This window comes from Litchfieldia alkalitelluris, assembly GCF_002153425.1.
GTDB classification, from domain to species: Bacteria; Bacillota; Bacilli; order Bacillales; family Salisediminibacteriaceae; genus Evansella; species Evansella alkalicola.
This window is the reverse complement of the sequence record NZ_KZ119600.1, coordinates 845,354-871,309: the sequence shown is the minus strand read 5'-3', so window position 1 is coordinate 871,309 and position 25,956 is coordinate 845,354. Positions and strand designations below refer to the sequence as shown.

General features: G+C 40.3%; 21 protein-coding genes, 1 riboswitch and 1 other annotated feature. Of the genes, 5 read left to right on the top strand and 16 right to left on the bottom strand.

The genetic code is table 11. From position 1 onward, the window contains the following. Window positions 1-54: 54 nt before the first annotated feature. Window positions 55-960, bottom strand: a complete 906-nt coding sequence (locus BW724_RS04055; protein ID WP_176371285.1) for an AraC family transcriptional regulator — start codon at window positions 958-960, stop codon at window positions 55-57. Window positions 961-1,540: 580 nt separating this feature from the next. Between BW724_RS04055 and BW724_RS04050 the strand changes: the two genes are divergently transcribed. The 3 genes from BW724_RS04050 to BW724_RS04040 all read left to right on the top strand — a co-directional run bounded on the left by BW724_RS04050 (window position 1,541) and on the right by BW724_RS04040 (window position 5,302). Beyond that, on the top strand, window positions 1,541-3,067 hold the full coding sequence (locus tag BW724_RS04050) for a DUF5667 domain-containing protein (RefSeq protein WP_088073822.1): 1,527 nt from the start codon (window positions 1,541-1,543) through the stop codon (window positions 3,065-3,067). Between the two features lie 214 nt (window positions 3,068-3,281). Continuing rightward, window positions 3,282-4,205: an aldo/keto reductase gene (locus BW724_RS04045; protein WP_088073820.1), complete on the top strand. Its 924-nt coding sequence runs from the start codon at window positions 3,282-3,284 to the stop codon at window positions 4,203-4,205. Window positions 4,206-4,612: 407 nt separating this feature from the next. After that, complete coding sequence (locus BW724_RS04040; protein ID WP_088073819.1) at window positions 4,613-5,302, top strand: hypothetical protein; 690 nt, start codon at window positions 4,613-4,615, stop codon at window positions 5,300-5,302. A 43-nt stretch (window positions 5,303-5,345) separates the two neighbouring features. Here BW724_RS04040 and BW724_RS04035 read toward each other — a convergent pair whose 3' ends face one another. The 3 genes from BW724_RS04035 to BW724_RS04025 form a co-directional block, all read right to left on the bottom strand. Beyond that, the gene (locus tag BW724_RS04035) at window positions 5,346-5,627 is read right to left on the bottom strand and encodes a hypothetical protein (RefSeq protein WP_140354903.1); all 282 of its coding nucleotides are present in this window, start codon (window positions 5,625-5,627) and stop codon (window positions 5,346-5,348) included. A gap of 419 nt (window positions 5,628-6,046) precedes the next feature. Then, window positions 6,047-7,378 (bottom strand): TrkH family potassium uptake protein, encoded by a 1,332-nt coding sequence (locus tag BW724_RS04030; RefSeq protein WP_088073816.1) that lies wholly within the window; start codon window positions 7,376-7,378, stop codon window positions 6,047-6,049. Beyond that, window positions 7,379-8,050 (bottom strand): potassium channel family protein, encoded by a 672-nt coding sequence (locus BW724_RS04025; protein WP_088077671.1) that lies wholly within the window; start codon window positions 8,048-8,050, stop codon window positions 7,379-7,381. It lies immediately after the preceding gene. A 55-nt stretch (window positions 8,051-8,105) separates the two neighbouring features. After that, a riboswitch (cyclic di-AMP (ydaO/yuaA leader) is annotated at window positions 8,106-8,255 on the bottom strand. Between the two features lie 206 nt (window positions 8,256-8,461). Here BW724_RS04025 and BW724_RS23475 point away from each other — a divergent pair. Beyond that, a complete protein-coding gene (locus BW724_RS23475) occupies window positions 8,462-8,632 on the top strand; it encodes a hypothetical protein (protein WP_176371284.1) in 171 nt (56 codons plus the stop codon). A gap of 56 nt (window positions 8,633-8,688) precedes the next feature. Here the strand turns inward: BW724_RS23475 and tyrS are convergent, their stop codons facing one another. The 3 genes from tyrS to BW724_RS04010 form a co-directional block, all read right to left on the bottom strand. After that, window positions 8,689-9,933, bottom strand: a complete 1,245-nt coding sequence (gene tyrS / locus BW724_RS04020; protein WP_088073814.1) for a tyrosine--tRNA ligase — start codon at window positions 9,931-9,933, stop codon at window positions 8,689-8,691. 42 nt (window positions 9,934-9,975) lie between these two features. After that, window positions 9,976-10,268: a binding site (T-box leader), on the bottom strand. Window positions 10,269-10,289: 21 nt separating this feature from the next. After that, complete coding sequence (locus BW724_RS04015; RefSeq protein WP_088077669.1) at window positions 10,290-10,733, bottom strand: MarR family transcriptional regulator; 444 nt, start codon at window positions 10,731-10,733, stop codon at window positions 10,290-10,292. 262 nt (window positions 10,734-10,995) lie between these two features. Next, window positions 10,996-11,952, bottom strand: a complete 957-nt coding sequence (locus BW724_RS04010; protein ID WP_088073812.1) for a helix-turn-helix transcriptional regulator — start codon at window positions 11,950-11,952, stop codon at window positions 10,996-10,998. A 281-nt stretch (window positions 11,953-12,233) separates the two neighbouring features. On the opposite strand from BW724_RS04010, the gene BW724_RS04005 reads away from it, so the two are divergent. Then, the gene (locus BW724_RS04005) at window positions 12,234-12,695 is read left to right on the top strand and encodes a hypothetical protein (RefSeq protein WP_088073811.1); all 462 of its coding nucleotides are present in this window, start codon (window positions 12,234-12,236) and stop codon (window positions 12,693-12,695) included. Between the two features lie 80 nt (window positions 12,696-12,775). On the opposite strand, the gene BW724_RS04000 is transcribed toward BW724_RS04005, so the two are convergent. The 9 genes from BW724_RS04000 to BW724_RS03965 form a co-directional block, all read right to left on the bottom strand. Next, window positions 12,776-16,498, bottom strand: a complete 3,723-nt coding sequence (locus BW724_RS04000; protein ID WP_088073809.1) for a UvrD-helicase domain-containing protein — start codon at window positions 16,496-16,498, stop codon at window positions 12,776-12,778. Then, a complete protein-coding gene (locus BW724_RS03995) occupies window positions 16,491-19,601 on the bottom strand; it encodes a PD-(D/E)XK nuclease family protein (protein ID WP_088073807.1) in 3,111 nt (1,036 codons plus the stop codon). The genes BW724_RS04000 and BW724_RS03995 overlap by 8 nt, the downstream gene beginning before the upstream one ends. A 237-nt stretch (window positions 19,602-19,838) precedes the next feature. Continuing rightward, entirely contained in the window at window positions 19,839-20,267 is a 429-nt protein-coding gene (locus BW724_RS03990; RefSeq protein ID WP_088073805.1) for a hypothetical protein, read from the bottom strand. 715 nt (window positions 20,268-20,982) lie between these two features. After that, window positions 20,983-21,222: a hypothetical protein gene (locus BW724_RS23155; protein WP_140354902.1), complete on the bottom strand. Its 240-nt coding sequence runs from the start codon at window positions 21,220-21,222 to the stop codon at window positions 20,983-20,985. Further along, window positions 21,203-22,408 (bottom strand): hypothetical protein, encoded by a 1,206-nt coding sequence (locus BW724_RS03985; RefSeq protein ID WP_088073803.1) that lies wholly within the window; start codon window positions 22,406-22,408, stop codon window positions 21,203-21,205. The genes BW724_RS23155 and BW724_RS03985 overlap by 20 nt, the downstream gene beginning before the upstream one ends. Next, window positions 22,398-22,916 carry an RNA polymerase sigma factor gene (locus tag BW724_RS03980; protein WP_088073802.1) on the bottom strand — a complete coding sequence of 173 codons (519 nt, stop codon included), beginning with the start codon at window positions 22,914-22,916 and terminating at the stop codon, window positions 22,398-22,400. Before BW724_RS03980 ends, BW724_RS03985 begins: the two co-directional genes overlap by 11 nt. A gap of 315 nt (window positions 22,917-23,231) precedes the next feature. Next, window positions 23,232-23,930, bottom strand: a complete 699-nt coding sequence (locus tag BW724_RS03975) for an SRPBCC domain-containing protein (RefSeq protein ID WP_088073801.1) — start codon at window positions 23,928-23,930, stop codon at window positions 23,232-23,234. Next, complete coding sequence (locus tag BW724_RS03970; protein WP_235849064.1) at window positions 23,917-24,243, bottom strand: ArsR/SmtB family transcription factor; 327 nt, start codon at window positions 24,241-24,243, stop codon at window positions 23,917-23,919. The genes BW724_RS03975 and BW724_RS03970 overlap by 14 nt, the downstream gene beginning before the upstream one ends. A gap of 246 nt (window positions 24,244-24,489) precedes the next feature. Next, entirely contained in the window at window positions 24,490-25,845 is a 1,356-nt protein-coding gene (locus tag BW724_RS03965; RefSeq protein ID WP_088073799.1) for a hypothetical protein, read from the bottom strand. Window positions 25,846-25,956 lie beyond the last annotated feature (111 nt).

Below are 25,956 nucleotides of genomic sequence, written 5' to 3'. Positions count from 1 at the left end.
TTTTCTAAGCTAGAGCCACTTCTTACATTAACTATACTTGGCATCGCATAAAATTTATTGATTCTGGTTGCTACCTTCTGGAATGATAGACAAGGATATGTTCATATGTGCATCATCCTCATACGGGCCTTTAAAGTCCTTTCCATACTTTTCAATGATATAGTCACTCGTTAATGTTGCTTTCAGTAGAGGAATTCGATATTGATAAATGAAATGATAAGTATCTATTATCTTCCCTTCCTCTTCTTTAAACAGCTTTCCATGGTGGCTATATGTAACTACATGGACATTGTCGATCACTTTTCCAACCATACCATCAGGAATTTGACTCAAGTTACTGACTTCAATAGCAATAAGCTCTTGGAAAGAAGCCATCTCCTTTGTATTATCAATATCAAAGCAGACACGATAGACGCTTCCGTTCAATTGGTTTGGAACAAGATGAGCCTTGGCGAAAAAATTTGTCATCCTCTCGATAATTGACAATGGATTTGAATCACTCACACGGTGAATGACTCCGACCAACATTAAATCATTAATCGTTTCAAGGTGCTCATCTACTCTAGCCTTCCCTTTAGCCAATTTCATATTTAGCCGAATAGATTCCACATTTATTCTATTGTTACTTCTTATTGGTATTTGGACTTTTCGATATTTGCCAGGAGTTACACCATAGATTTTCTTGAAGTTTCGGATAAACACCTCTTGTGATTGAAAACCAAACTGCAAGGCAATGGTGAGAATACTATCCTTTGTATGTAGAAGACAATCCGCTGCCCTTGCTAATTTTCTCCTCTTTACATATTCATGAACTGACAATCCAACAACAGCCTTAAATACCCGATAGAAGTGAAATTTAGAAAAATAAAGTTGGTTAATGATGTCGTCGATGTTCATTTCATCCTCTACATGTGCTTCTACATAATCACTGAATTCTTGAATCTTCTCCAAATAGTCCAATCTAAAGGTCACCTCCATAGGAAGTTCAGGGACCTGGTCCCCGACAATTCTGTGAACGTTCACGGAATTGTGCGGGACCTGGTCCCTGAACTTTAATCACTTCACTATCCTCGAGTATCCCCCCTTTGTTATATAGTAAAAAACGGTATAAACAACTGCGTCAGCTTCTCTATTGCTGTATAGGGTATACCCTGTTGCAATGTCTGTTGTTGCTACTACTGAAAGAACCGCAATTGTCACCATTGTCGATATATTTTATACATAGGTTTGTGTTCACCCTTTAGGAAATTATCTTTTTATAAGGTTTTCGCCAATTCTCCGGGAAATCCTTTATAGAGGAAGTTCAGGAGGAAGTTCAGGGACCTGGTCCCCGACATTTTTGTGAACGTTCACGGAATTGTGCGGGACCTGGTCCCTGAACTTTTATCCTTAGAAACTAGGAATAACTGTAAAGAACTAGATATGATTGTCCCATGTTAGATAATCTCAATTTTCTATACTATTTAGTTATAAGAAAATTCTCGGTTTTTCGATAAATAATACAAAAGGACCAAAATAATCCCCCCATAGGAAGACGAGTTTGGGCGAAAGAATGAATGCAACAAATTATGAGAGACTAGAAAGAGAGGCACTAATTATGAAAATACCATTCAAAGTTTTATCAACAACAGCAATTGCTGCACTATTAGTCGGCTTATCCGCTCCAGCAGTATTGGGGAATGAACCTGGAGAGGACTTGGAAACTGAAAGCAATCTTGAAATTATTATTGAAGATGACAGCTCATATGAGGTAGAAAATGTAACCAATCCTGAAGTCGAGGAAAATGGAGAAGATACTTTTGGTGAAGATGTCGATGAAAACGAAATAGTAGTCGAGGAAACTTCTGACAATGTTGGTGACAGTGACGTTTCGGACGTGGAACCGGAAGTAGAGTTTGAAGAGGAGCAAGAAGATACGGTTGAAGAATCAAATAATAATGTAGGTTTAACGCCTGAAGACTTCTTCTATTTCATAGATCGTTGGGTGGAAACAATCAAACTGGCATTTACTTTTGATGAAGAACAAAAAGCTATTATTTTAAGTGAAATGGCTGAAAAACGTTTAGCTGAACTAGATTCACTAGATGAAGACGCAAAGGAAAAACATATGGAATCTTTACTAGATGCTTATAAAGAATCTATTGCAAAAGCGAGTGAAATTACTGCAAAACTAGCAGAAGAAGGTGCAGATGTTACGGAAATTAGTGAAAAAATTGAAGAAGCTGCAGCCCAAGTTAAAAATATATCTTTCAGATTTGAAGAGGAAGACAGCATTAAGGAAGAACTCGAAGAGACTTCTGACCAAATTATTGAAAATATAAAAAATGTAAAGGCTGTAGCAAATGTACCAGAAGAAACAGTACTTCAATTACGACAAGAAGGCTTTGGATACGGGCAAATTGGCCACTTACAACGAATCGCTGACCGTGCTGGTGTATCCATCGATGAAGTACTCGTTGTATTTGCAGAAACTGGTGGAATTGGTGAAACTGCAAAAGCATTTAATGTAAGTCACGCACAAGGCAAAGCTATTGGAAAAAATAGAAGCAAAGAAGAGATGGTAGAAGAGGTAGAAGAGGTTGAAGAGGTTGAAGTAGTTGAGGAAGCTGTAGACATAGAGGGTGCGGAAGGTACAGACGAAGTGGACGCGGAAGTTGAAGAAGAACAAGTACAAGTAGTTCAATCTTCTTCTGCTCAAACTGAAGCTAAACAAGAAACAAATAAATCAAATCAGAATAAAAATGATGCATCAAATAAATCTAACGAAAACCGTGAGGCAGCAAAATCAAACTCCTCTGATAAACGTAATGAGGCTAATTCAAATGCATCCGAAAAGCGTGCAGAATCTATTAGTAAATCAAATGAAAACAGCAATGCTGCATCAACCAAAAAGGACAATCAAAATAATAAGTCTCAAAAAAATAACGATGTAAAGACTAATAATGATTCATCTAATAACTCCAATAATAAGAAAGATAATGGTCCTACATCTAAAGAAGATTCAAAAGGTAAAGGCAATGGAAACGGCAATGGGAATGGTAATGGGAATGGTAATGGGAGAAACTAATAACAATTAGTTACCCTCTAAGTTAACTGGTAACCCACTGATATATTGAACAAAAATAAATCTAAAATAAACCGGGACCTGGTCCCCGACAATTCTGTGAACGTTCACGAAATTGTGCGGGACCAGGTCCCTGAACTTTTTTGTTATAATTGACTTAGTCTCAATCACTTTTCTTACATAAAATCAAAATAGATTACTAAAGGAGCCCAAAATAATGAGAACAATTAAACTTGGAAGCAGTAAGTTAGATGTACCAGTTGTAGCCGTTGGGTGTATGCGAATTAATTCCCTCGGCAAGAAAGAAGCAGAGAGTTTTGTCCAGACAGCACTTGAAAATGGTGCTAATTTCTTTGATCACGCTGATCTCTATGGCAGAGGTGAATGTGAAGAGATATTTGCAGATGCGGTTCATATGAATGACGATGTTCGAGAAAAGTTAATTCTCCAGTCTAAGTGCGGTATTCGTCCTGATGTAGGAACGTATGATCACTCAAAAGAGCACATTATATCTTCCGTAGATAAAATCCTAAAACGCTTAAAAACAGACTATCTAGATGTGTTCCTACTCCATCGTCCTGACGCACTAATGGAACCTGAGGAAGTGGCCGAAGCTTTCGATACTCTCCATAGCGCAGGAAAAGTAAAGCATTTCGGGGTTTCTAACCACAATCCAATGCAAATGGAGCTATTGAACAAATACATGAAGCAACCAATTGTGGCCAATCAGCTTCAATTAAGTATTACAAACACAACCATGATTTCAAGCGGCATTAATGTAAATATGGAAAATGACGCTGCCGTCAATCGTGATGGAAGTGTGCTTGATTACTCTAGACTAAATGATATTACAATTCAGCCTTGGTCACCATTCCAATATGGTTTCTTTGAGGGCGTCTTTCTTGGAAACGATAAGTTTCCTGAATTAAACAAGATGATTGATGAGGTTGCGGAAAAATATGGTGTATCTAATACTACAATTGCCATTGCTTGGCTGTTACGCCACCCTGCGAACATGCAACCAGTCATTGGTACGATGAATGAAAGTCGACTAATTGATTGTATCAAGGCAAGCGAAGTCCATCTCTCTCGTGAAGAATGGTATAACCTTTATCGAGCAGCAGGGAATAAACTCCCTTAAGCGTTACCAGCTAACCAACTCATTTAACGAACAAGAAAAAAAAACGTAAAATAAAAAAAAGATGCCAAAACCTTCGATTAAATATAAGGTTTTGGTACCTTTTTATTTAATTCTGGCACCACAAACCTACAGTTACCAGCTAACCGACTCATTTAACGAACTTATCGAAATTAGGTACATAAGCCTTTGATAATGCTTTAGATTTCGATGCTTCCTTTCCCCCTTAAACACAGCCATTATCCCCTAAAAGAACGCATAACAAAATTCTCATTATTTGGTTTCCTTATGTACAAAGGATGGCTTATTTTGGAGACCAATTTACCTAATATAATTTTCGTTTCAGCCTAAAAATAACCTTGGCTTTATAATCGATGAGTTTATAAAGCTTATTGTGGAGGTGGCAGCAAATGGAGATAGCTTCACTATTCTCAATCTTGTTATTAATTGCTGTAATTGGGATTATTTTTATGAGGCGGAAAACACCTGCCCCCATTTATGCAGAAAAAGAAACAGTAAAAGCATCACCACGATATGATAATACATTCAGGGAGGAATTCGCATTGGAACGAGATACTCATGAAATGATCGAAAGAGCTGAAAGACAAGCTGAAATTGAAAGAGCTGTTGATGAAGAGATAGGGGAAGAACTTGCTCCACTAAAAAATCAGTTGGAGTCCATTCAATCTTCCCTTAGCCATTTAGAGTCTGCACAACAGCAGGGATCCTCTAGTGCTGGTCAAGGGCAATCACAACAACAGGCACAAACTGGTGATTTAGTGCAGCAAATGCAACAATTTAGCTCTCAGGCACAACAGCAGCAACAAAAAACGTTCCAGCAATTGCAGCAAAATATTCAGCAAGCAACACAGATGCTAAATAATGTAGGACAATCACTCCAATCATTTAGCGTGTTAAATCAGATTAGTGATCAAATAAGTCAATCCCAAAATCAATTGCAACAACAGAGTCAGCAAAGTCAGCAACAAGGACAAATGTCAAACCAAGGTCAACAAAGCCAAGCTCAGCAAGGACAAGGAATGACATCTGCACAAGATCAAATGCAGGGGCAAGATCCTTCTGATGAGCTGTTTTATTAAGTTTTCCCTTTTAGTTAGCTTTTAGTTAGCTGGTAACCGACTGTTATAACGAACAAACATTTTTAAAAAGAGTTCCTGCTCCTGGTACAGTATAATGAACAGTTACCAGGTAAGCAGGAACCTCTTTGGAATAAACAAGGGCTGGGTAAGTAGTGTATTTTCCTTGGCATGACCAAGCTCCAATCATACAGTGTATTTTCCTCGTCATGACCAAACTCCAAGCATTCAATGTAATTTCCTTGGCATTAAAAGTTAAAATGTAAAGGCAAGAAGGAACTTCCTCGTCATGACAAGCTCCAATCATACAGTGTATTTTCCTCGTCATGACCACGCTCCAAGCATTCAGTGTATTTTCCTCGTCATGGCAAGCGCCCAAGCATTCAATGTAATTTCCTTGGCATTAAAAGTTAAAATGTAAAGGCAAGAAGGAACTTCCTCGTCATGACCAAGCTCCAATCATACAGTGTATTTTCCTCGTCATGACCAAGCTCCAAGCATTCAATGTAATTTCCTTGGCATTAAAAGTTAAAATGTAAAGGCAAGAAGGAACTTCCTCGTCATGACAAGCTCCAATCATACAGTGTATTTTCCTCGTCATGACCACGTTCCAAGCATTCAATGTATTTTCCTAGGCATGATCACGATTCAAGCATGCAGGCACTTCCTTGGAGTTTTTACTAGTTACCTAACTAGTAGAATCTTCCCTAAGCGCCCTATCCACCTTCATTTTTCCAAAACTATTCGTTAACCTGTAAAGACATCACCTTTTGGATATGATACTGACGGTTTCGAAGATTTGGCTAAGGCAAAGGCTAAGGTTAATGGTCCAATTCGGCCGATGAACATCAAGGTTATAATGATCTGCTTACCTATAAATGACAAATCATCTGTTAGCCCCATTGACAAACCAACCGTACCAAAAGCTGAGAATGCTTCAAACACAATGTGGATAAATGGCGCCTTTTCCGTGATACTTAAACTTAATACTGAAGCAAAAACAATCGTTAAACTTATAAAGGAAATCGCTAACGCTCTGTGAATGATGTCATCATTAATTTTTCGCCTAAAAATAATGGTTTCTTGGTTCCCTCGCAAATAGGAAATCACAGCAAATATGATGACTAAAAAGGTTGTTAGTTTGATACCACTACCCGTCGATGCACTTCCTGCTCCTATAAACATAAGGAGTAGTGTGAAAACAATGGATCCAGGAGTCATATCACCAATTTCAATCGTGTTGAAGCCGGCTGTTCTAGGAGTGACTGCCTGAAAGTAGGCTGCAAATAGCTGCTCTCCAGTTGTAAGTCCCCCAAGTGTCATTGGATTAGAGTATTCTAATGTAAATATAACAAACATGGCAAGAATATTAAGAAAGAGTGTTCCCACTAACATAATTTTTGTATGTAAAGCTAATAATCGAAACTTCCTTGTGGTCATCACATCGTAAACAACGGTAAATCCAATTCCACCGATGATAAAAAGAATAGTGATAATAATGTTGATGATTGGATCTCCAACATAACCAGATAAGCTATCTGACCATAAACTAAAGCCAGCATTGTTAAATGTCGATATGGCATGAAAGATACTTGTATAGATTCCAAATCCCCAACCATGTTCTGGTATCCAACGAACTGACAGAAATACAGCTGCGATCAATTCCATTGCGATGGAAAAAATAAATAGTATTTTTACCAAACGCACGACGCCACCAATAGAATGTTGGTTTAATGATTCTTGAATCAGTAGCCGTTCTCTAATCCCAATCCTTTTCCCTAGGAGTAAGACAGTCATAATGGCAAATGTCATCAATCCTAATCCACCTATTTTGATGAGAATCATGATGATGACCTGACCAAAAACAGTAAAGTCGTGTCCAGTATCAACAACAACTAGACCAGTAACCGTTGTAGCTGAGGTTGCAGTAAATAGTGCATTTATCCAAGATATTCCTCCAACGGTACTCCAGGGCGTTTTTAACAGTATTGTTCCAAAAATTATGACGATAAGAAAACCTAGTGCCAAAATTTGCGGAGGGGAAAATTTCCAGTTACCAAGCAAATTAGTGATTTTCATTTACATCACCTGATCTTCAAAACGTTTAATATCATCATTCTGGCCGATCACGATCAGAAGATCTTTATTAGAAATTTTATATTGTGGCGAAGGTGATATATCGATAGTTTCCCCTTGTTTGATTGCAAGAATTGTTATTCCAAAACTTGCACGAATATTTAACTCTACTAAAGTTTTCCCTTCGAGTTTCATGGAGGCAAGTAACTCCACAATACTATACTTGTCTGATAACTCGATGAAATCTATCACATTCTCATCTGACATTTGCTGAGCAATTCTTCTACCCATATCATTTTCTGGGTGAACTATCTTGTCTGCGCCAATTTTCTCTAGAACTTTATGATGATAATCGTTCTTGGCTTTTACACAAACGTTCTTAACTCCCGACTCCTTTAGTAATAAAGTTGTTAGAATACTAGCTTGGATATTATCACCAATAGCGACGACAACATTTTCGAAGTTCCGAATTCCTAACGAGCGAAGTAAATTTTCATCAGTAGAATCCCCAACGACAGCATGAGTTGTATATTTTGCATAATCGTTCACTTTCTTATCATCCCTATCGATGGCAAGGACTTCATTACCTAGTTTTACAAGCTCCTTACATACACTCCCACCGAAACGCCCTAATCCAATAACAACAAACTGTTTCCTTGTTGCCAAAACTTCCATCTCCTTTTTGCACATGAAAAAAGACCATTCTTAAAGAAGGGTCCGTGAAGACAGACCTTTCTCTCCTGCTACGCTTACGAAGTTAGCTGTCGGGTTAGGGGTTGAGAGTACCCCCTCTTTATACAAGATTCACCCCAAGACAAATAATATACTTGCCAAAGTTGGGTCCTCCGCTTTGTTTACACAAATTAAGCGATAAAAAGGCTTTTATTCATTTTTTATAACCGTACTTTACTCCTGTCTTTTAATCTTGTCAATACCATATTTTCATTATAAATTTGAATCAATTCGTTCTTGTGTATATGCAAATGATTTTCTTCACTTTATAATCTTAGTTAGAAAACTCGTTTGGTGCTATTGTATTCCTGGTAATAACCCAATATAGTTTTTTCTACAAAAGGAGGTCTAATCATGAGATGTGGATCGAAATGCTTCATTGTTGAACTGGAGATTGAAGGTGAAAAACAGCGGAAATCCGTCACTGCTAGAACGCCTGTTGATGCTAGAAAAACTATTCGAAACGAATACGGAAAAGGGATAGAAATCATATCCGTTCTGGAAGAGAAAAAAAGAGGCGGTTGATATGAGTGGCCCGATCTAATCAACCACAACCATTTATCAACCAACCTCAGCCTTGATTAAATATGAATTTTCACAAACTTCCGCTTCCCTACCTGTATGACCAAGTCATTTGTTATTGAGATTACTGTATGAGTGTCTTCAACCTTTTCACCGTTTACTTTAACACCTTTGTTTTGAATCATTCGTCGTGCTTCACTCTTTGAATTCAACATGTCCAACTCCACCAATAAATCTACGACAGCCACCTCTTTTTTTCCGTCCCACACAATAGTTGGGATTTCATCAGGCATCGCCCCTTGCTGGAAGACAGAAATAAATCCTTTTTCTGCTTTATCTGCCGCTTCCTCACCATGGTAGATTCGCACAATGGTCTTCCCTAGTAACATTTTTGCATCACGGGGATGTAACTCACCAGATTCAAGATCAGTCTTTATTTTTGCGAGGTCATCTGGCGAAAAATCAGTGATGAGTTCAAAGTATTTGACCATTAATTCATCAGGAATTGACATTGCTTTTCCGTAGATATCTTGAGGCTGTTCATCAATACCAATGTAGTTTTTCTTTGATTTAGACATTTTTTCTACACCGTCTAGCCCCTCCAACAATGGCATAAGCATCGCAACTTGTTTTTCCCTGCCAAACTTTTCTTGGAAATGGCGCCCCATCAATATATTGAAATGCTGGTCTGTTCCACCAAGCTCTATGTCACACTCAAGTTCGACTGAATCGTACCCTTGCATTAATGGGTAGAAAAACTCGTGTAGAGATATTGGCTTCCCAAGGGCAATCCTTTCTTCAAAGTCGTCCCTTTCCATCAACCTAGCCACTGTAATTTTTCCAGCAAGATTAATTACATCTTCAAAGTTCAATTTAGACAACCATTTGGAGTTAAAGTGAAGCTCGACTTTTTCCATATCCATCACTTTCCCAAATTGCTCAAAGTACGTCTTTGCATTGTGCTTCACTTCATCATCGGTCAGTTGTTTTCGTGCGACAGATTTTCCTGTAGGGTCACCAATTTTGCCAGTGAAATCTCCAATCAAGAGTTGAATCACGTGCCCATTATCTTGAAACAGCCTTAGTTTATTTAAAACGACAGTGTGACCTAAATGGACATCGGGTGCAGAAGGATCTAACCCTAATTTGATTTTTAGTGGGCGATTTTTCATTATGGATTTTGCCACCTTGACCTCGAGTTCCTCTGATGGAATGATTTCTTGAACTCCTTGCGTGTAAATCTCCATTTGCCTTCTCACTTCAGATAATTGTTCTTGATTTAGCTGTTCCACTATCGTTTTCATCTCATATTCCTCCTAAAATAAAATAGAAGACCGTTATCTTCATAAAGGGACGTGATACACACGCGGTTCCACCCTTTTTGAAGATTAACGGTCTTTGTTCTGTTCTTCCACTCATCGAATAACGGCTCGTCCGTCCTTTGAAAAAAATTGTCTGGCTACTGCGGATTCTTAAAGTTCTCCCTAAGCATCTAGGAGTCTTTCAAAGATGGCATCAAATTTTTTCAAAGGAAGCTCAAGGAATGTAATTCAGAATACCTTTGTATCGATTCGCAGCTACCATCGACTCTCTGGAACAGGGAGGTATGTCCTACTGGATTTCCTATCATCACTTTTGGTTCATATTCATTTGTTTTATTTTAAAAATCATTTTGTCTGATCATTCGTCTTAATAACTTAGATATATTTTTTTGTTCCTTTTCGGTTAACATAGAGGCAATCTCTATTTCACCTTGATGGAACTTAGGATAGAGGTCTTCCATTACCTCTTTCCCTTTATTGGTAATGATTACATAAGTTATTCTTCTATCACGCGTATCTGTTTTTCTATAGACAAGTTCTTTCTTTTCTAACGTCTTTGTGATGTTACTGATGGTGGCTTTTGACACTGCAGTTAATTCAGCTAACTTCTTTGTCTCTACTGAATTCCAAATCCATAAATCATATAGTATTGAAAAAGAAGTCCAAGATAGGCCTTGTTTCGAAAGAACCTCTCGTTCCATCTTGTTTTTCAATCCTTGTGCCACTCGATAAATGTTCGTAACAACGGAAATAGCATTGTAATTCAGCATATCCATTGGCATTTTAGCCAGTTGATTTATTGTGTCTTTCTCTTCTTGGAGTAATTCTCCCTCATCGTTAAAGGTATAAACACGAACCACCACCTTTGACTATTTATATTGGAATTCATGAGTTGTTTTAAATTGAATTTTCAAAACTGTTAGCTATGAAACGATAATACATGAGAAGGAGATGGAATGCAAGGCTTAAATTATTCAGGGACCTGGTCCCGCACAATTTTGTGAACGTTCACAGAATTGTCGGGGACCAGGTCCCTGAACTTTTTTAGTATTTTGCTAGCCAGGTTTGGAGGTTTTGTTTCATTTTTTGGCGGTACTCCACTGGCTCTAGAATTTCTGCTTCTGCACCGTATTGCATGACCCATTGTAGAAATTCTCGGTCGTGGTTTAAGGTGACCTCAAATAACAGGCTGCCGTCTTTCTTCTCCGTAAGCACAGGTTTGACAAACAATTCTTCTTCCTTGATATACCTTGCAATGCTTTTGCTAAACAAGACTTTGAATTTGATTTTCTCTGTGCCTTGGATAATCGACCATGTGTGCTGGAAATACTCCTTCAGATTAAATTCTTGCTTTGAAAACGTCTGCTCGGTTAGTTCCAGCTCCAAAAACCGACTAAGTCTGAAGGTTAAAAACCTCTGTTTTTCATGACAAAAGGCAATCAAGTAAAACCTGTGATCGCGCGGGATGAGGTAATATGGATCCAGCGCTCTCTTTGTCGTCACGTTCCTGCTCTGGGTGTGATAGGTGACTTCAATCGTCCGCTCGTTCATGATCGCCTGAATTACCTCGGACAGGAAGTTATTGTTTTCGGTCTGATACGCCGGCGTCCCCATTTGAATAATGGACACCATTTTTTGCAGCATGCTCTGAAGGTCCTTCTTCTCCTTCTGGTGCGTCGCCATCACTTTTTCATACGCCGTGTAAAAATCGGATGGGATAAGATGGCTAATTTGTTCTTGTATTTTCGGCAGCATGGTAAAGGCGAGGGCTTCGTCCTCTGTCCAATCAAGTGGATACATGGAAAAGTCGCCGATATATTCATACCCTTTGCCATAGCCTTCGTTCATGATCGGTATATGCGCAGCGCTCAGGACTTCGAGGTCTCTATATATTGTCCTCGAGGTTGTCTCACATTTCTCAGCAAGCTGTTTGGCAGTAATTCCTGGGTTTGACTGGATAAGTATAATGATCCGAATGAGGCGGATTAGTCGTTCAGACATTTGTAAGATTGCTCCTTTCATACGAAACAGGTTGGAATTATATAACAGATTCTACAAATATCCTCAAAATCCCTCCATTCACTAAGTTCAGGGACCTGGTCCCGCACAATTCTGTGAACGTTCACAAAATTTTTGGGGACCAGGTCCCTGAACTTTTAATGGTAAAACTTGTGATATGATTTAAGGGGAATACCTTTAGGTCTTTAGGTAAGTTAACTGAGAAATAGTTAAATAGTAAACTATTTAGATAGTTAGATAGAAAACATAAAGAGGGTGGTTCGATGTTAGTAACTCCACTGGGGCAAGTGAGATTGTTTGTGAATGATGAGGAAATAGAATATACAGTTGTACAAGTTGCATTAGATAGAACTTGTCGCAATGTGAGTGGAAGGTATTTAATCCAATACGAATATACAAAAGATGATGGGATTCAAAAAATAAGGTGCTGCTTGCCTTCGGTAGAGAATCACCACACAATTATTGAAAGTGGCGAAAGGCTTGAAGCCATTTCTTTCTACGACGATTCTACTAAATTAACGATCGGAATAGAGGCATCATTCGGGCTAGAGTCCGAAGATAGTCTAGACTATAGTGGATCATATTTAAGTAATGGGATTGAGTATGAGACTAACTTAAATACTGTAAACAAAATCTTTCAATTTGGAGTTTGCTGGATTCGTCCATTTACAGATTATAATGAGCAGGAAACTTGGTTTGGTGCTGATCCAACCTTAATACGCTGAAAAAGTTCAGGGACCTGGTCCCGCACAATTCTGTGAACGTTCACAAAACTGTCGGGGACCAGGTCCCTGAACTTTATATTTTACTTCACTTCAAAACACTTATCTTCTTCAATGAAATAAATCTCTGCTTTATGGACTGGTTCACCAGTGAGTTCGTTCCAAATATGGACGTAGCTCTTAATTTGCTCTCCATAGGTCTCAGCTAGTAGCCTAAGATCGCCCTTCTCCTTTACCCTATCACTCTTGTAATCGACAATGGTCCAGCCATCTTTTTCTTTCATTACTAAATCAATAACTCCAGAGTAGAGAATAGGGACACCTGCAGTAGCAACAGAGCCATCGACATTAGCAGCACTACTACTAGCATTATTACTACTAACAGCACTGGCAATACCACTAGCCCAGTCAGTAGTTTCGCCTCCAATACTTCCTCCATCGCTAGCAATCTTCCGATCACCAACCCGTCCACTCTCTTCCCTTTCCGCAGGATAAAGGGTGTGGCCCGGCTCGATTTTTACACTAAAGGGAACTTCTGGGTATTTCTCTTCAGCTTGACAGATTCTCCCCCATAGTTCCGACCGTTCAAAACGATCAAGTACACGATCGATTTCACCTCGTCGTTTCTCAAATTCAGGATAATCTTGTAGAAGTAACTCCACACAAGTTTTCCTATCAACCTCTTCCTTAACGAGGGCTTCTATGAGTTCATGAAGCATGGACCCCCACTGCAGGCCGCCCCCTTCTTTACGCACAATGGAGGAAAGCTTTCCTTTATCCACTTGCTCTGTTGGCGTCAGCTGATGATAGCTCTTCTTCTTCAACCCCAGAGTCCATTCACCTTCGTTTTCCCGTAACGCAATAAGCTCTTCCACGTTCAACTTCCGCTCGACCTCCAACTGCGCCTGCATTTCCGCCTGGGAAGGACCTTCCAACAACGCATCCCCCTGATTCCGTTCCCCCTTCCGACCCTGCTCCGCCTCCTCTACATCAGGAATTTCAAGGTGAAGGGGACTTGCACCGCCATCAACCCCTGCTTTAGCAGCCTGACCATGCTGCACCAATATATTCCAAGGGTTCTTATTGTTCTTACCACTACTGGAGACGACCAACATATTTTTCGCCCTTGTCGCTGCCACATACACGAGGCGAACTTCCTCCGCATCTAAATATGCAGCTTCTTCAGTAGCATATTCCCCCCAATTAACTGGCTGGGCGATGATCTCGTTCGTAAACTCGTTCACCGGTTTTATAAATGTAAAGAAGCCTTGGGAGCTGTCCTCTTCCCGCTTAATATGCCTCGCTACCTTTTTACCTGCGTCCACTTTTTTCATTGAGTGGGCTAGGAAAACTACGGGGGCTTCCAATCCCTTTGCTTTGTGTAAATTCATAATTCGAACTGCATTCTTTTCTTCTCGAATGCTCAGTTCCTCGTCCACATCCGCTTCCAAAATGGTTTCATACTGGTCGACAATGGTTGCAAAGTCAGATGCACCGCTACTTTCTTTTTTCCGAATCATTTCAAGCATTTGATAAACGTATCCCGTTTCACTCTTTGGCATCTCACTTGATGCAGCAAAGGCAACTAAGCCTAAATCTTCGATGATTTTTTCCAAGGCAACGACTGGTGTGTATTTCCTCGTCCAGTAATAATATTTTTGCAGTCGAGAAAGGGCACTCGAGATTTCAGTATGAAAACTAGTGGTACTAACACCACTTTCCCCATGAAAACCAGCTTCCTCTTCCGAAGTCTCCGTGCGAAAACCAGCAGTCTCTTCCTCTGTTTCCACGCGAAAACCAGCAGCTCCACCCTCTTCCTCAGTTTCCGCGGGAAAACCAGTATCCTCCGTGCCAAAACCAGCACCCCCAGTGCGAAAACTAGCAGCACCCCCGCCCTCTTCCTGCACCAAACTCAAACTCTCAGGGACGGTCGCAAACAACTGGAATACGCCGCCAGCCTGTTTGTATTGGAAAAGATCGTTATCGCTCAAGCCGAAAAACAGTCCCTTTAGCACAGCCGTTAAATAGACTTGATGATCTGGTTGAGCAAGGAGTTTGATGAGCTTGAACAATTCCTGGATCTCCCTAGAATCCTGAAGGGAGGTGCTCCCTGACATTTCCACAGGAATCCCATAATCCTCTAGCATTCTCGCATAAACATCCATAGAATCCTTATAGCGGATTAAGATCATAAAGTCCTTCGCTTCCGCTTTCGGAGACACGCCTTGCTTCAGTTCTTTTGGAGTCCTAGCAAGGGTGACATTCCCGTTCACAGCCCAAGCAATATACTTTGCAATCCGCTCCGCCTCCTCTTTTACCACTTCATCCTTCTTTTTAAATTCCTCTGGTATCTCGAGGATCTTCAAACCTGAAGTATGCGGAGCCTCGTCCTCCCTTACTGTGTCCAAAGGACGAAACTGTGCTTGATAGGAGTTCCTTTCCTCCGGCATGAGTGGCTGAAAAACAGGGTTCACCGTATCCTTGATGGAGTGTAACGACCGGAAATTCGCCGTAAGCTCCAGCACCTTGCCATCATGCTCCTCAATTAGCTCCTTTACGAGATTGTACGTATCGATATCTGCCCGACGGAATCGATAAATTGACTGCTTTGGATCACCTACAACAAACAGGGATCCTTGTCTTGGTATGAGCTTGCGCCAATTTTTTTCCTCCACATTCTCGCCCGTTAAATAAAAAACGATTTCAGCCTGGATTGGGTCCGTGTCTTGAAACTCATCCACCATTAAGACACGGTATTTTTCTTGAAAGTACGATCGCACCTCCGGGTATTTCCGCAGCATGTCCGATGTTTTCATCAAGAGGTCTTGAAAGTTCAGCATGGATTGCTGGAGCTTTCTTTTTTCATAGGCAGCTGCAGCGCCCTTCAAAAACTGAATGATGTAGTAGTGACAATGCTCCCGCCATTGCTGTAACAAGGGCTGCACCATTCCTTCTGCAAAGTCTTGAAAAACCTCTGTAAAGTGCTTACCATCTTCCTTTGTATTCCACTTGTATTGCGTTGCTTTCTTTGGGCTTTCAAAGGGCTTTAGGACGTCCTTTATTTGAAGATCGTCATTTGAATCTATAAACCTTAACCTTCGATTGGCCTGCCGAATGATTTTTTGCAAAGGATCATAGCCATTTGGTGGTTCTTCATTTGGAACTGCCCGAATGGCCTCTGACAAGATTACTTTCAGCTTGGAAAAAGCAGGTCGGAAATCTGGACGCTCGGTTTGCACCGTCACCCAGTCCACGTCTGGATAATGAATCAACGTTCCATAGCTGGCCTTTAAATCAAGGGCCGTAATGCCAATCCGATGGAGATCATCTAACACTTGTTTTTGCGTCAGCTGCAAATCATTTAAATATTCCTCCCAGGCTGCATTCTGCACAAGCTTGTCCTCTAAATCATCAAGCTCCTGAAAGTCCGGATCCACATTCCCTTCAATCGGACGCTCCTTCAACAACTTCGCACAGAAGGAATGAATCGTTCCGAGGAAGGTCTGATCCAAATCGGTAAGAGCGTCGTTGATAAGCTCTTGCTCCCGACTATTGACACTGTTTACATACTTTTCTTCCAAGGCGATTTGAAACCGCTCCTTCAACTCATTTGCAGCTTTCCTTGTAAATGTAATGGCAGCGATTTGATTCGCCCTCACTTTCCCTGCAAGAACCGTATTCACCATCCGTTCAACAAGGCTGGTCGTCTTTCCTGATCCTGCCCCAGCTTCTACTAATATATTATCTTCCAGATTCCCACCGATTTGGTCGCGGTGGGGCTGATCCCTCGGAATGAATTTAGTCATAGTCCCGAACCCTCCTTAGCTTATCGATTCCATGAGCCGTCTGGTCCTCTGCCTTGATAGAGAAGGAATCTTTATAGATATGCGGATCACAAACCGTACGATATTCGCAAAACTTACAATCATTTTTCGTATCGTCTGTCACTGTGAAATGCCCGTGACTAATAATATCAAGGAGATCTTCGAGGGCCTCAAGAAAACTCTCCCGCTGATTCTGAGGTCGCATCACGCGCTGCCCCTCCCCCTTAACAGTAGGGAAATAATAGCCACTTTGATGGACTTTCGGTGCTTCTTCAACACCTTTTTGTTGAAAAATATATTCGAGCGCCAAGGCATAAAGGGTATGCTGAAGCTGGCGTCCACCTTTCAAATACCCATTTTCATCATAGCTGTACGTGCTTCCCGTTTTATAATCAAGTATGAGGTAGCTCCCGTCATGAAGCTTATCCACCCTGTCGATAAACCCTCGCAAATAGAAGGTTTCACCAGATGGTAGAGTGATAGGCACAGCCTCCGTTGCAGCCTCGAGTTCAACGTCCGCCTTCGTCTCCACTTCCGCCTCTTCAGCCTCACCCGTCTTGGCCTCTGCGTCCTTCGCGTCCTCAGTTCCGTCCTTCATGTTCTCCGCGTCCTCCTCCGCCCCATCTGCCACTTCACTTCTTTTCTTCGTTCCGAATGCCAGCTCGAAATGCTCTGGCACCCCTTCCTCAGAATACTCCTCCTCCACACTCAAAAATACTCTACACGACTGGAGAAGCTCCTCCTTCTCATACGTATAAACGAGCTCACTTGGCGGGGGAAGGAGCTCCCGCTGTTCAGCCAAGCAATCTTCCACCACCTGCATCAAGAGGGACTCATGCTCAGATACCTTTGGCTTTTCTCCCCTCGCAGCCAATTCTCGGCTAAAAATCTCGTAGATTTTATGAAGCAAGCTTCCCCTTTGGGCAGGGTTCAACCATTTGCCCAAATCATACTCTTGCTCGTTTGGCTCTTCTATTTTTAAAACATATTTTAAAAAGTACGCATAAGGGCACTTCCCTAATAGCTCAAGCCTCGAACTGGAGAGTATCAGTTCCTTATTTTTTCGCGGATCAAGACTGGAAAGATCTCCCGTGATTCTTCCATCAAACGGAGTAAACACATTACTTTCCTTGCCAGCCCGCGCCAGTAGACCCTTTTCTAAATGGGGATGAGCAAGAAAAATTGCTTCCCTTACTTGGTCATATTCGTTGTTAAACAGCTTGTGAAGCCACCATTCCCCTTCATCAACGGGTGCTTCCAAGTTTTCGGGAATGTAGCCCTTCGTCTCCCCAAGGGACTCGCGTAACTCCTGAAATTGGGCAAAGGAATTCCCTACTTTTTTCCGATATACTTCAAGAAGGTAGGAAGATGGATGTGCCTCCCTATTTTCAATCGGATCAAAGGCAGGATAGCTCAATGTCAGCTGCCCCTCCATCTCAGAAAGGAGCTGGTCCATCATACCCTTTGCTTCTTTCGGATTGTCCTTCCTTAGGTGAAGCCCATGACTCAATTTCTGCCGTTCCCCATCTAGGAGAATAGGATCTTCCTTTATTTGCCCTGGAAAACGCTGTGCGTCCAACCCAACTAAGAAAGTATAAGGTCGCTGCGTCCACACCCCATTTTTATAAGACGTGACATGAATGTGTCCTGGGCTTGGTTGAGAGGCACCAACACTCAACCCTTCCATCATTTCTGAAAAAAGAAGTCGGCACTCTTCGAAGCTTTTTGCATCTCCTAACTCAGTAAGCACTTCAAGCTCGTGAACGATTTTCTCCTTCGCGGCTTTATCCAATGGATCTTTGTCTGGACTATATTTTTCCAAAATAGACTTAAGGGTCTGCGCTAATTCTCCGTAGGAAATGGGTTCCTGTGTCCTTGCATGGGCGACATCTCGTGGGAACTCGCCAATAAAGATTTCGAACCAATTTTTTAACCATGCAAATTCCTCTCGCAGCTTAAACTGATAACTTTCCTCAGGCTGAGTCATTTTCTCGAGTTGCTCATCTAAACGTGTGAGTTTTGCCTGGAGGAGTGACGTGTAGTTGTCCAATCCCCAACTAATCTCCGCGTCCCTCAATCGAGATATCATTCTCGTCGAAGAAGGCCCCTCTTCTTTGATTCGAAGATGACCTTGCTGAAGTAACCGAACAAAATCTGTTAGCTGAAAATCATTCCTAATCCACTGTAACAAGCCAAGGAATAACTGGGCTGGAGCAGTATTTCTAATGTTAACCCCTTGACCGAATGTCACAGGAATTTGATGGCGATTAGCGAGATCATAGAAAAGCTGCGTGTATGGCTCCTTTGAAGTGTAAAGAATGGTGACTTGATCAAATGGAAGCTTCTCCTTTTTGATTTGACGAAGCACTTCCCTCACTTCGTTATTCTCCCCATTCGCCTGAAACATGGAAATGCCCAACTGCTTATTAATATCCGCCTTGTCGATTTGTGTTTCTCGTAAATTTAAGCACCGTTCATCAACGTTCACTAGCGTCTGTAGCAATTCCTCCTCTAGTGGGTGAAACTTTTCATGTTGGATTGCAATATAAACCACCTTCGATCGATTTGACTTCCCTTTTTCAATGGCAATTCGAAGCATATCGCTGTAATCAACGTAACGATTTTTCGTAATCATTTCTTCATAGGCAGAAAAAATGTGTTGCAAATCCTCTGCCTTGTTTTTACTAATAAAAGCCTCTGGCAATAAATCATTAGGCCTTAACCCTGAGAGTTTCAATTCTAAGATAGCTTGGTGAATGGAGCGAATCACCCCTGGCGTAACCTCAAGCTCATAGAAGTATTTCAACTCCCCACGATCTTTGGCAGACTCAAAGCAAGATAATATATAATGCCTAGCTAAAACAGGGGGAATGGCCTTTAGGGTATGTTGTAGTAAATAAGGCTTCACCAATTTTTCAGCAATACTGGTAATGGTTTCAATCCTTAGATTTACTGCTGAATAACCTTTCAGCGTGTAAAACTGAAGTAGCTGCCGCCCTGCAGAGTAGGTTGGGGCAATCAGTACTTTTTCTGATATGGGATGTTCTTGGCACATTTTATGAATCATGGAAATACTGCTTTTCAACGGAATCCCTCCTCTTCCTCTCTAGATTCTTTATCTAACTTTTTCTATAGGAAACAAGAAATACTAGTTCTTCAGGAAACTTTTTTTTACATAAAACTTTTTTCTACGAAAAAGAAATGTAAGTTATACATTCTACATCTGGAAGCTTATTACCTGTTTACGAAATGGTTGTAACCGGTTTAGCTTTTGTGTATTTTGCCGTTAGTCCCATGGTTGGAAAAATCCACTCCCTTATGTCTACTGCACATATTGTTGAGATTCTGGGGCCATGCTTCCGCTGCTGAAGGCATAACCAATTTTGTTGAGGACAGGTAACTCATGGAATGGCTTCCTTCCCCCACTTAAGTTTCTGCCGATCATAAAGCTTTTTTCCTCTATGCTGTCCTGAAACTCTAGTTCGAAGTGAAGATGAAAAACACTATCAAAGGAATCCTCCTCTTCTAGGTCAATTTCAATGGAACTATACTGTGGAACTTTCCCAACCACATGTTTGAGCCTAGGTGATGGAATGATTTCTTTGTTTGTTGTAACAAGTGACCCAGTTTGAAATGACAGCTTTTCAATATCCTTTCCAGTGTTATTAACAAAATAGACAGTGTACCAAAAACTAAACCTCTCATCTGGTCTTTCACTACATACAGCTAAAAAATACGGTTGAGATAACATGAAAATCCCCCCATTAAATCATTCTTATGAGCCTTAGTATAACAAGGCAATTTGACACATTCCTGTCAGCAAACATATGTTTTAATGTTGTGAACGCAGGGACGGTTCTTGCGTTCACAGGGGTTCTTTTTAGGAATGCGGACTAGATATTGACTTCCCTTCAATTCTTGGCCGCATTTCTCAAAATTGCGGACTAGATTTTGACTTCCCTTCAATTTCTGGCGTCATAACCTCCATTCACTAAAGATTAACCAAGTCCTTTGACATCACTACCTGATAGTTCCACTTCCATCTCATCTTTTTACAACAAAATAAATAAGTAAACACTCCATGAAGGCTACCGTACTATTTTTTCCAATATTAAACAATCCTGTCAACCGCCCCCCCTCCACACACACCTCCCCCTACCCACACATAATTCCCACTCTTTATGATCAAAATAAGCTTGATAAACTAATTGGAAAGGAATGACGATGCATTGAGTAAAAAATCAAAATCAAAACGAAACATGATTAAGAGTAAAGATGCAGCACAGCCTAGTAACGGTAAGGAAAGAACGACCATTTCAAGAGCAGGAAAATAGAGGGTAGAGAAGATTAGTTTGCTTTTTTTTGTTGGTTCAATGAAGACAGGGCCAAGCTAGCCAACCCCGTACATCAATAATAACAGCTGCTTTGTCCAGCTTATTTAGCATTAACTAGTTGAGGACAGCGCATCATAGGGTAAACAAACATAGGGCAGTGTTCGCCAACTGCATACCAATGCACACCACTAAAATACTAAATCCCAACAAAACAAAGCCTGTACCTAGATTACCAACTAATCTGATACAGGCTTCCTCCCTCAAATACTCCAATATATTAGTTAACCAAACATGTCTTCTACATCTGTCTACATAAGGGACCGAAACTTCCTCATCCTCTTCCTCATTAGAATCAATCCGTTGTCTCCTCATCACTTCCTATCTCACTCATTCCATAGCCCTTTTCTTCAACAACGTTAATCATGTCTTCCCCAAAGTACTCATAAATTTCCTGGGTATTTTCCTCGTTCAATGGATCAATACCAATTTCCACTCGATTTTGAAGAATATTTACCCACACATCTTTAATTTCAAAGTTTTCCGTTTGGAATTCACCACTCCCGAAAATACTATCGTAAATGTAGCGATGTTTTTCAAATAGTTGATCCGTTGTATACTCCATAATAATAAATTCAACATGTGAATCCCTGCCAACGATGTCCCTTACTTCTTCCTGATAATCCCCTGCTACCGGTTCAGTAGTTAATACGATCAAGTTCCTTTCCAATTCCTCGTCTACGTCCCATGTATCACCAATGACCAACTCCCATTCCAGATAAATGTCCACCTCCGGACCCATCACATGAGAAAGATAGTTTTCCGCACGCCACTTCACATGGTGAATCGTTGGACCCGTAGCGCCATCCCATGATTTGAGTTCATCAGAAATCTTTAACTCCATCGTTTCTTCCTGGTCATCCCAAATCACTGAAACATGTATGCTATCCTCTTCTGAAAGCCTTCCATCACCACCACTTCCAGAAGTACTGAATTCCTTTTTATGTGGCGGGTGATCAAAAGTCGTTCGCATTGAGCTACTATTACTACCTCTGTTGCTCCCCAAGGAATAGGTAATCACAAATTCTTGCAATGATGCCAACTCTTCTAATTCCCCTCTATAAGTAACGACTACCTCTTCAGAGTTATTGCCATCTCGCTTTGTTACACCGCCGTTTTCCCACCAAACCTCTTCGCCATAATAATAGAACTCACCAACCCAATTCTCACTTTCCCCCACAAACAGATACTCTTTTATTGTTGTCTCACCATCAACATCATCTGGCAGCCAGCTTTCCTCCTGATTTGCTCCACCTTGCTGTCCAGGTGTCTCGAGTAAGGTGGTTGCCCCATAGACGAATAAGAGCAACGCTGCAATAGCTACAAACCCTCCAAGCCCTTGGATGATATTTGTTTTGAAAAAATTATTTCCTGTCTCTTTCTCCGGGATTTCTTGCTTCATCACGATGTCATGAAGCATATGCTTTTTATCATCACTCAGAGGTGGTTTTGGCATTGACTTTAGTTGTTCATCTAAAAAATCATGCTTTTCATGCTTCACGATCCATTCCTCCTCCCAGTTCTTTTTTCAACGCATCCTTTGCACGAAAATACGTTAATCGTACTTTATTTTCACTCCAATTTAGCGCTTCAGCTGTCTCTCGAACAGATAGCTCCTGAATTCCTTTTAATATGAGAACCTCCCGATAATTTACTTTAATATTTCGGAGCGCATGGTAAATTTCTCGTTTTTCTTCATTCATTTGTAAGGCGCTTTCGGGCGTATCCTTCCCCGACATTTCATGCTTCCCCTCAAACGGAATCATCTTTTTCCAAAAGCTACGTTTTCTATTTCTAAATTGATCAATTGCAATATTTCTTGCAATACTCAGTAGCCAAGTCTTCGGATTCGCGTCTCCCTGATAGGAGTCAAGATTATTCCATGCTCGGATGAAGACCTCCTGCAGCAGATCTTCCGCCTCCTGATACCCAATCCGATATATCAAGTAATGATAAATATCATCACTGTATTGATGAAACCATGCTGAAATTACCTTCTTGTCGGACATAACCTCTCCCCCATTATTAGATGCATCTATTAACTTAGACGAATTCCAGAAGTATGTATTTCATTTTAGATTTAAATTTATTTTGCTATGTTAAAAATTGAGTTAATTTTCTGTTACAGGGGCTCCCTTTCACGCTAGGTACAAGTTGGACATTTGCTCATTCCTCGCAGTGTCTTCTTTACCACGGGCCGTTGGAGTCTAATATAAAACTCCATTCAAAAAACATGACCATATAATTATACAAGTAAAAGGACGTACATTTCCCCTGAATATGTACGCCCAAACCTTCTTAAATTTCACACGAACTCTTATCTATTAATAAGGTACAGGATAAGATGCTACAACGCATTCCACCTGTAACTCTTCATTTTCTCTCTCCACCGTCAATAGCACGCGCGAATCCACATGTTTACAATTAAGTGTTCTTTCAAATTGCTCATACCCGTTTACTTTTTCATCGTCCACTGCAACAATGATATCCCCTGACCTTATTCCAGCATCAGCAGCCACCGAGCCTTCCTTCACCCCTATAACCCTTACTCCTAATCCACTCTCATTTGTTGCATGAACAATACCAATCCACGTTTTCCAAAACTTTAATCGATTATCAGTACCGGATTCATAAACACTTTTCAAGTTTTCTAAAAACTGGAGTGTGCCAAAAAGCATGTTTTCCTTTGAGGCTTGGTTCATCTCATCAAGGTAAGAAGCCTGATACTCAATACTAACCTTAATGCCATTTTCAACTTCTTCTAAGGTTGTAATAGTAGTATAATCCCCATCAAGACTTTGAAGCACAAATCGTTTAAGTGGATCTATTTCTGTATATACACCTTCAGATTTAGCTCCCCAGCCGTGGTCCATATAACCTCTACCACCAACATGAAATTCTATTTCAGCATTTTTCGTATACCATCGGTTTAAGTGCTCAGCTTTAGTTAGCGCTTCCCACACAACCTTCAAAGGTGCATTAACAACGATGTCTCTCTTCACAGATTCCTTAATGTTCTTCATCTCTTTCCTCTCCTTTTTCTACATAATCTTTTAGCCTTATGAGTTGATCATCAAGTAGTTCTCCGATGTATTCCAACATTTCATTGTAGGAACTTTTGAGTGTATGACGATTTAGTGAGTAAATACGATACTTCCCACTCATACTCTCTGATATGATTTTTTCATCCAAAAGAATTTTTAAATGCTTTTTGATTGCCGGTTGAGAAATTTGAAATGCTTCAACTATTTCCTTTTGGGTTCTATTACCTTGTTTGAGCATACTTAAAATCTTTCGTCTCGTTGGATCGCCTAGTGCTCGATATATATCAGTCATGCCCAACCCCTCGCCTCCAGAAAAAAACATATAACCTTTTAGTTATATGTAGTGTAACCTTATAAATCACGAGTGTCAACAATTTTCTGAAAACTCACAAAAAACCTGTACCAAGATTAATAATCTAGTACAGGTCTTTTTTATATCGTTCAGCAATACATCGTAAGTCGAAGTTCCACCTAATTGTGCGGGACCAGGTCCCGCACAATTTTCGCACAATTTTATGAATATAGGCAATTACCTCTTTTAATTTCTTACAAATCCAATAGCAATGTCTTCCTTAGCCAAAAATATATCATTATTCAGATAATGACGCGTGTTATCAATTTCACTAAAATACTCCGGCATGATAACAGAAGCAATATGCTCCTCCGTATGGATATCATAAGCAAGAAATACCATTTGCATTTCCTCAGTTTCTGCATCTCTAATTCTACCAAAACTATAATGGAACCTTCCGTCATTCCATTGGACTGCCCTGTTAATATCTTCTCTAAAATTTAAAGTTTGCGTTCCCTCTTCTAAATTAAAGAAACCATAGCCCATACCACGTCTTGTTTGATCTTCCACGTAAACCATGTTACCAAAGCGAAAACCACTTCCAATTTGATTGGAATAGCGATAATCACCGTCCATTGGATATTCACGTAAAACTTCTCCCGTGCTTAAATCATGTACTCGTGTTACCTCTTCATAGCGATTTAATATATATACTTCTTCACTACCATCATGATTTTGTGTCATCACTGAATACCAATTTCTTTCTCCTTCTAAACTCCAATCTAGTTCAAATGTTTCTCCATTATATTTTTCCAAATTACTATCAATAATTCGAATTAATTCTTTATTCACAAACGTGTAGTTACCTGAATGACCTGAATCACTATGTACAGGCGGAACCTCTAACCTAGTTAATTCTTCATTTTCAAAATTATATTTAAAATAATACGACTCATGTTCTAGGTCCGAATCAAAAGCTGCTTCAAAAAGCTCAACGGCTCGGTCGAAAAAATAAATCGTGTCGTCTTCAGGAAATAAATATACTTGACTTATAGAGGATACCTCATCAAGTGTCCCTTCATATCGAATCGTCCCATCTTTATTAACAACCTTATATTCGTTTGTTGGATTACCATCATATTCAATGAACAAAAAGGCGTCTTCACCATATGAATAAAGAGGTTGGTGCATAGCTGTATACCTAAACCCTAAATCTACTTGCCATAGTTCTTCATTCGTATCCTCTTCAACGGCTCGAACAAAGTCATCACCAAAGAGATATATTACTCCATCATCATATACTGCACCGTTTTTAGAAGCACCATCAGTTTCTATAAAAAATAATTTCCCAAACTCACTAAACTGGTCATTAAATTCTTCCATGGTCAACGCATTTTCATAATCAAAGTCTAGGTTTAATGTTCGTAGTTCTCCGTCTTCACCTGGCTGAATTTCTGGTAAACTCTCCAAGGAAAAACGGTCACCACTTGCATCAGCAGTCTCTCCATCTTCACCACTTCCTCCTGTTTCACCTTCCCCTGAACACGCCATCAACATTATTAATATAGTTCCTGCGATGATTCCACTTTTAAATAATCTCAATTCCTTCACCTCATAACTCAATCTAGTATTTTTATCAGCTGTAGAAGAATATATTTACAACCTTTGGATAAATAATCCAAATCTATAATATTATGAGATTATAATTCTAGA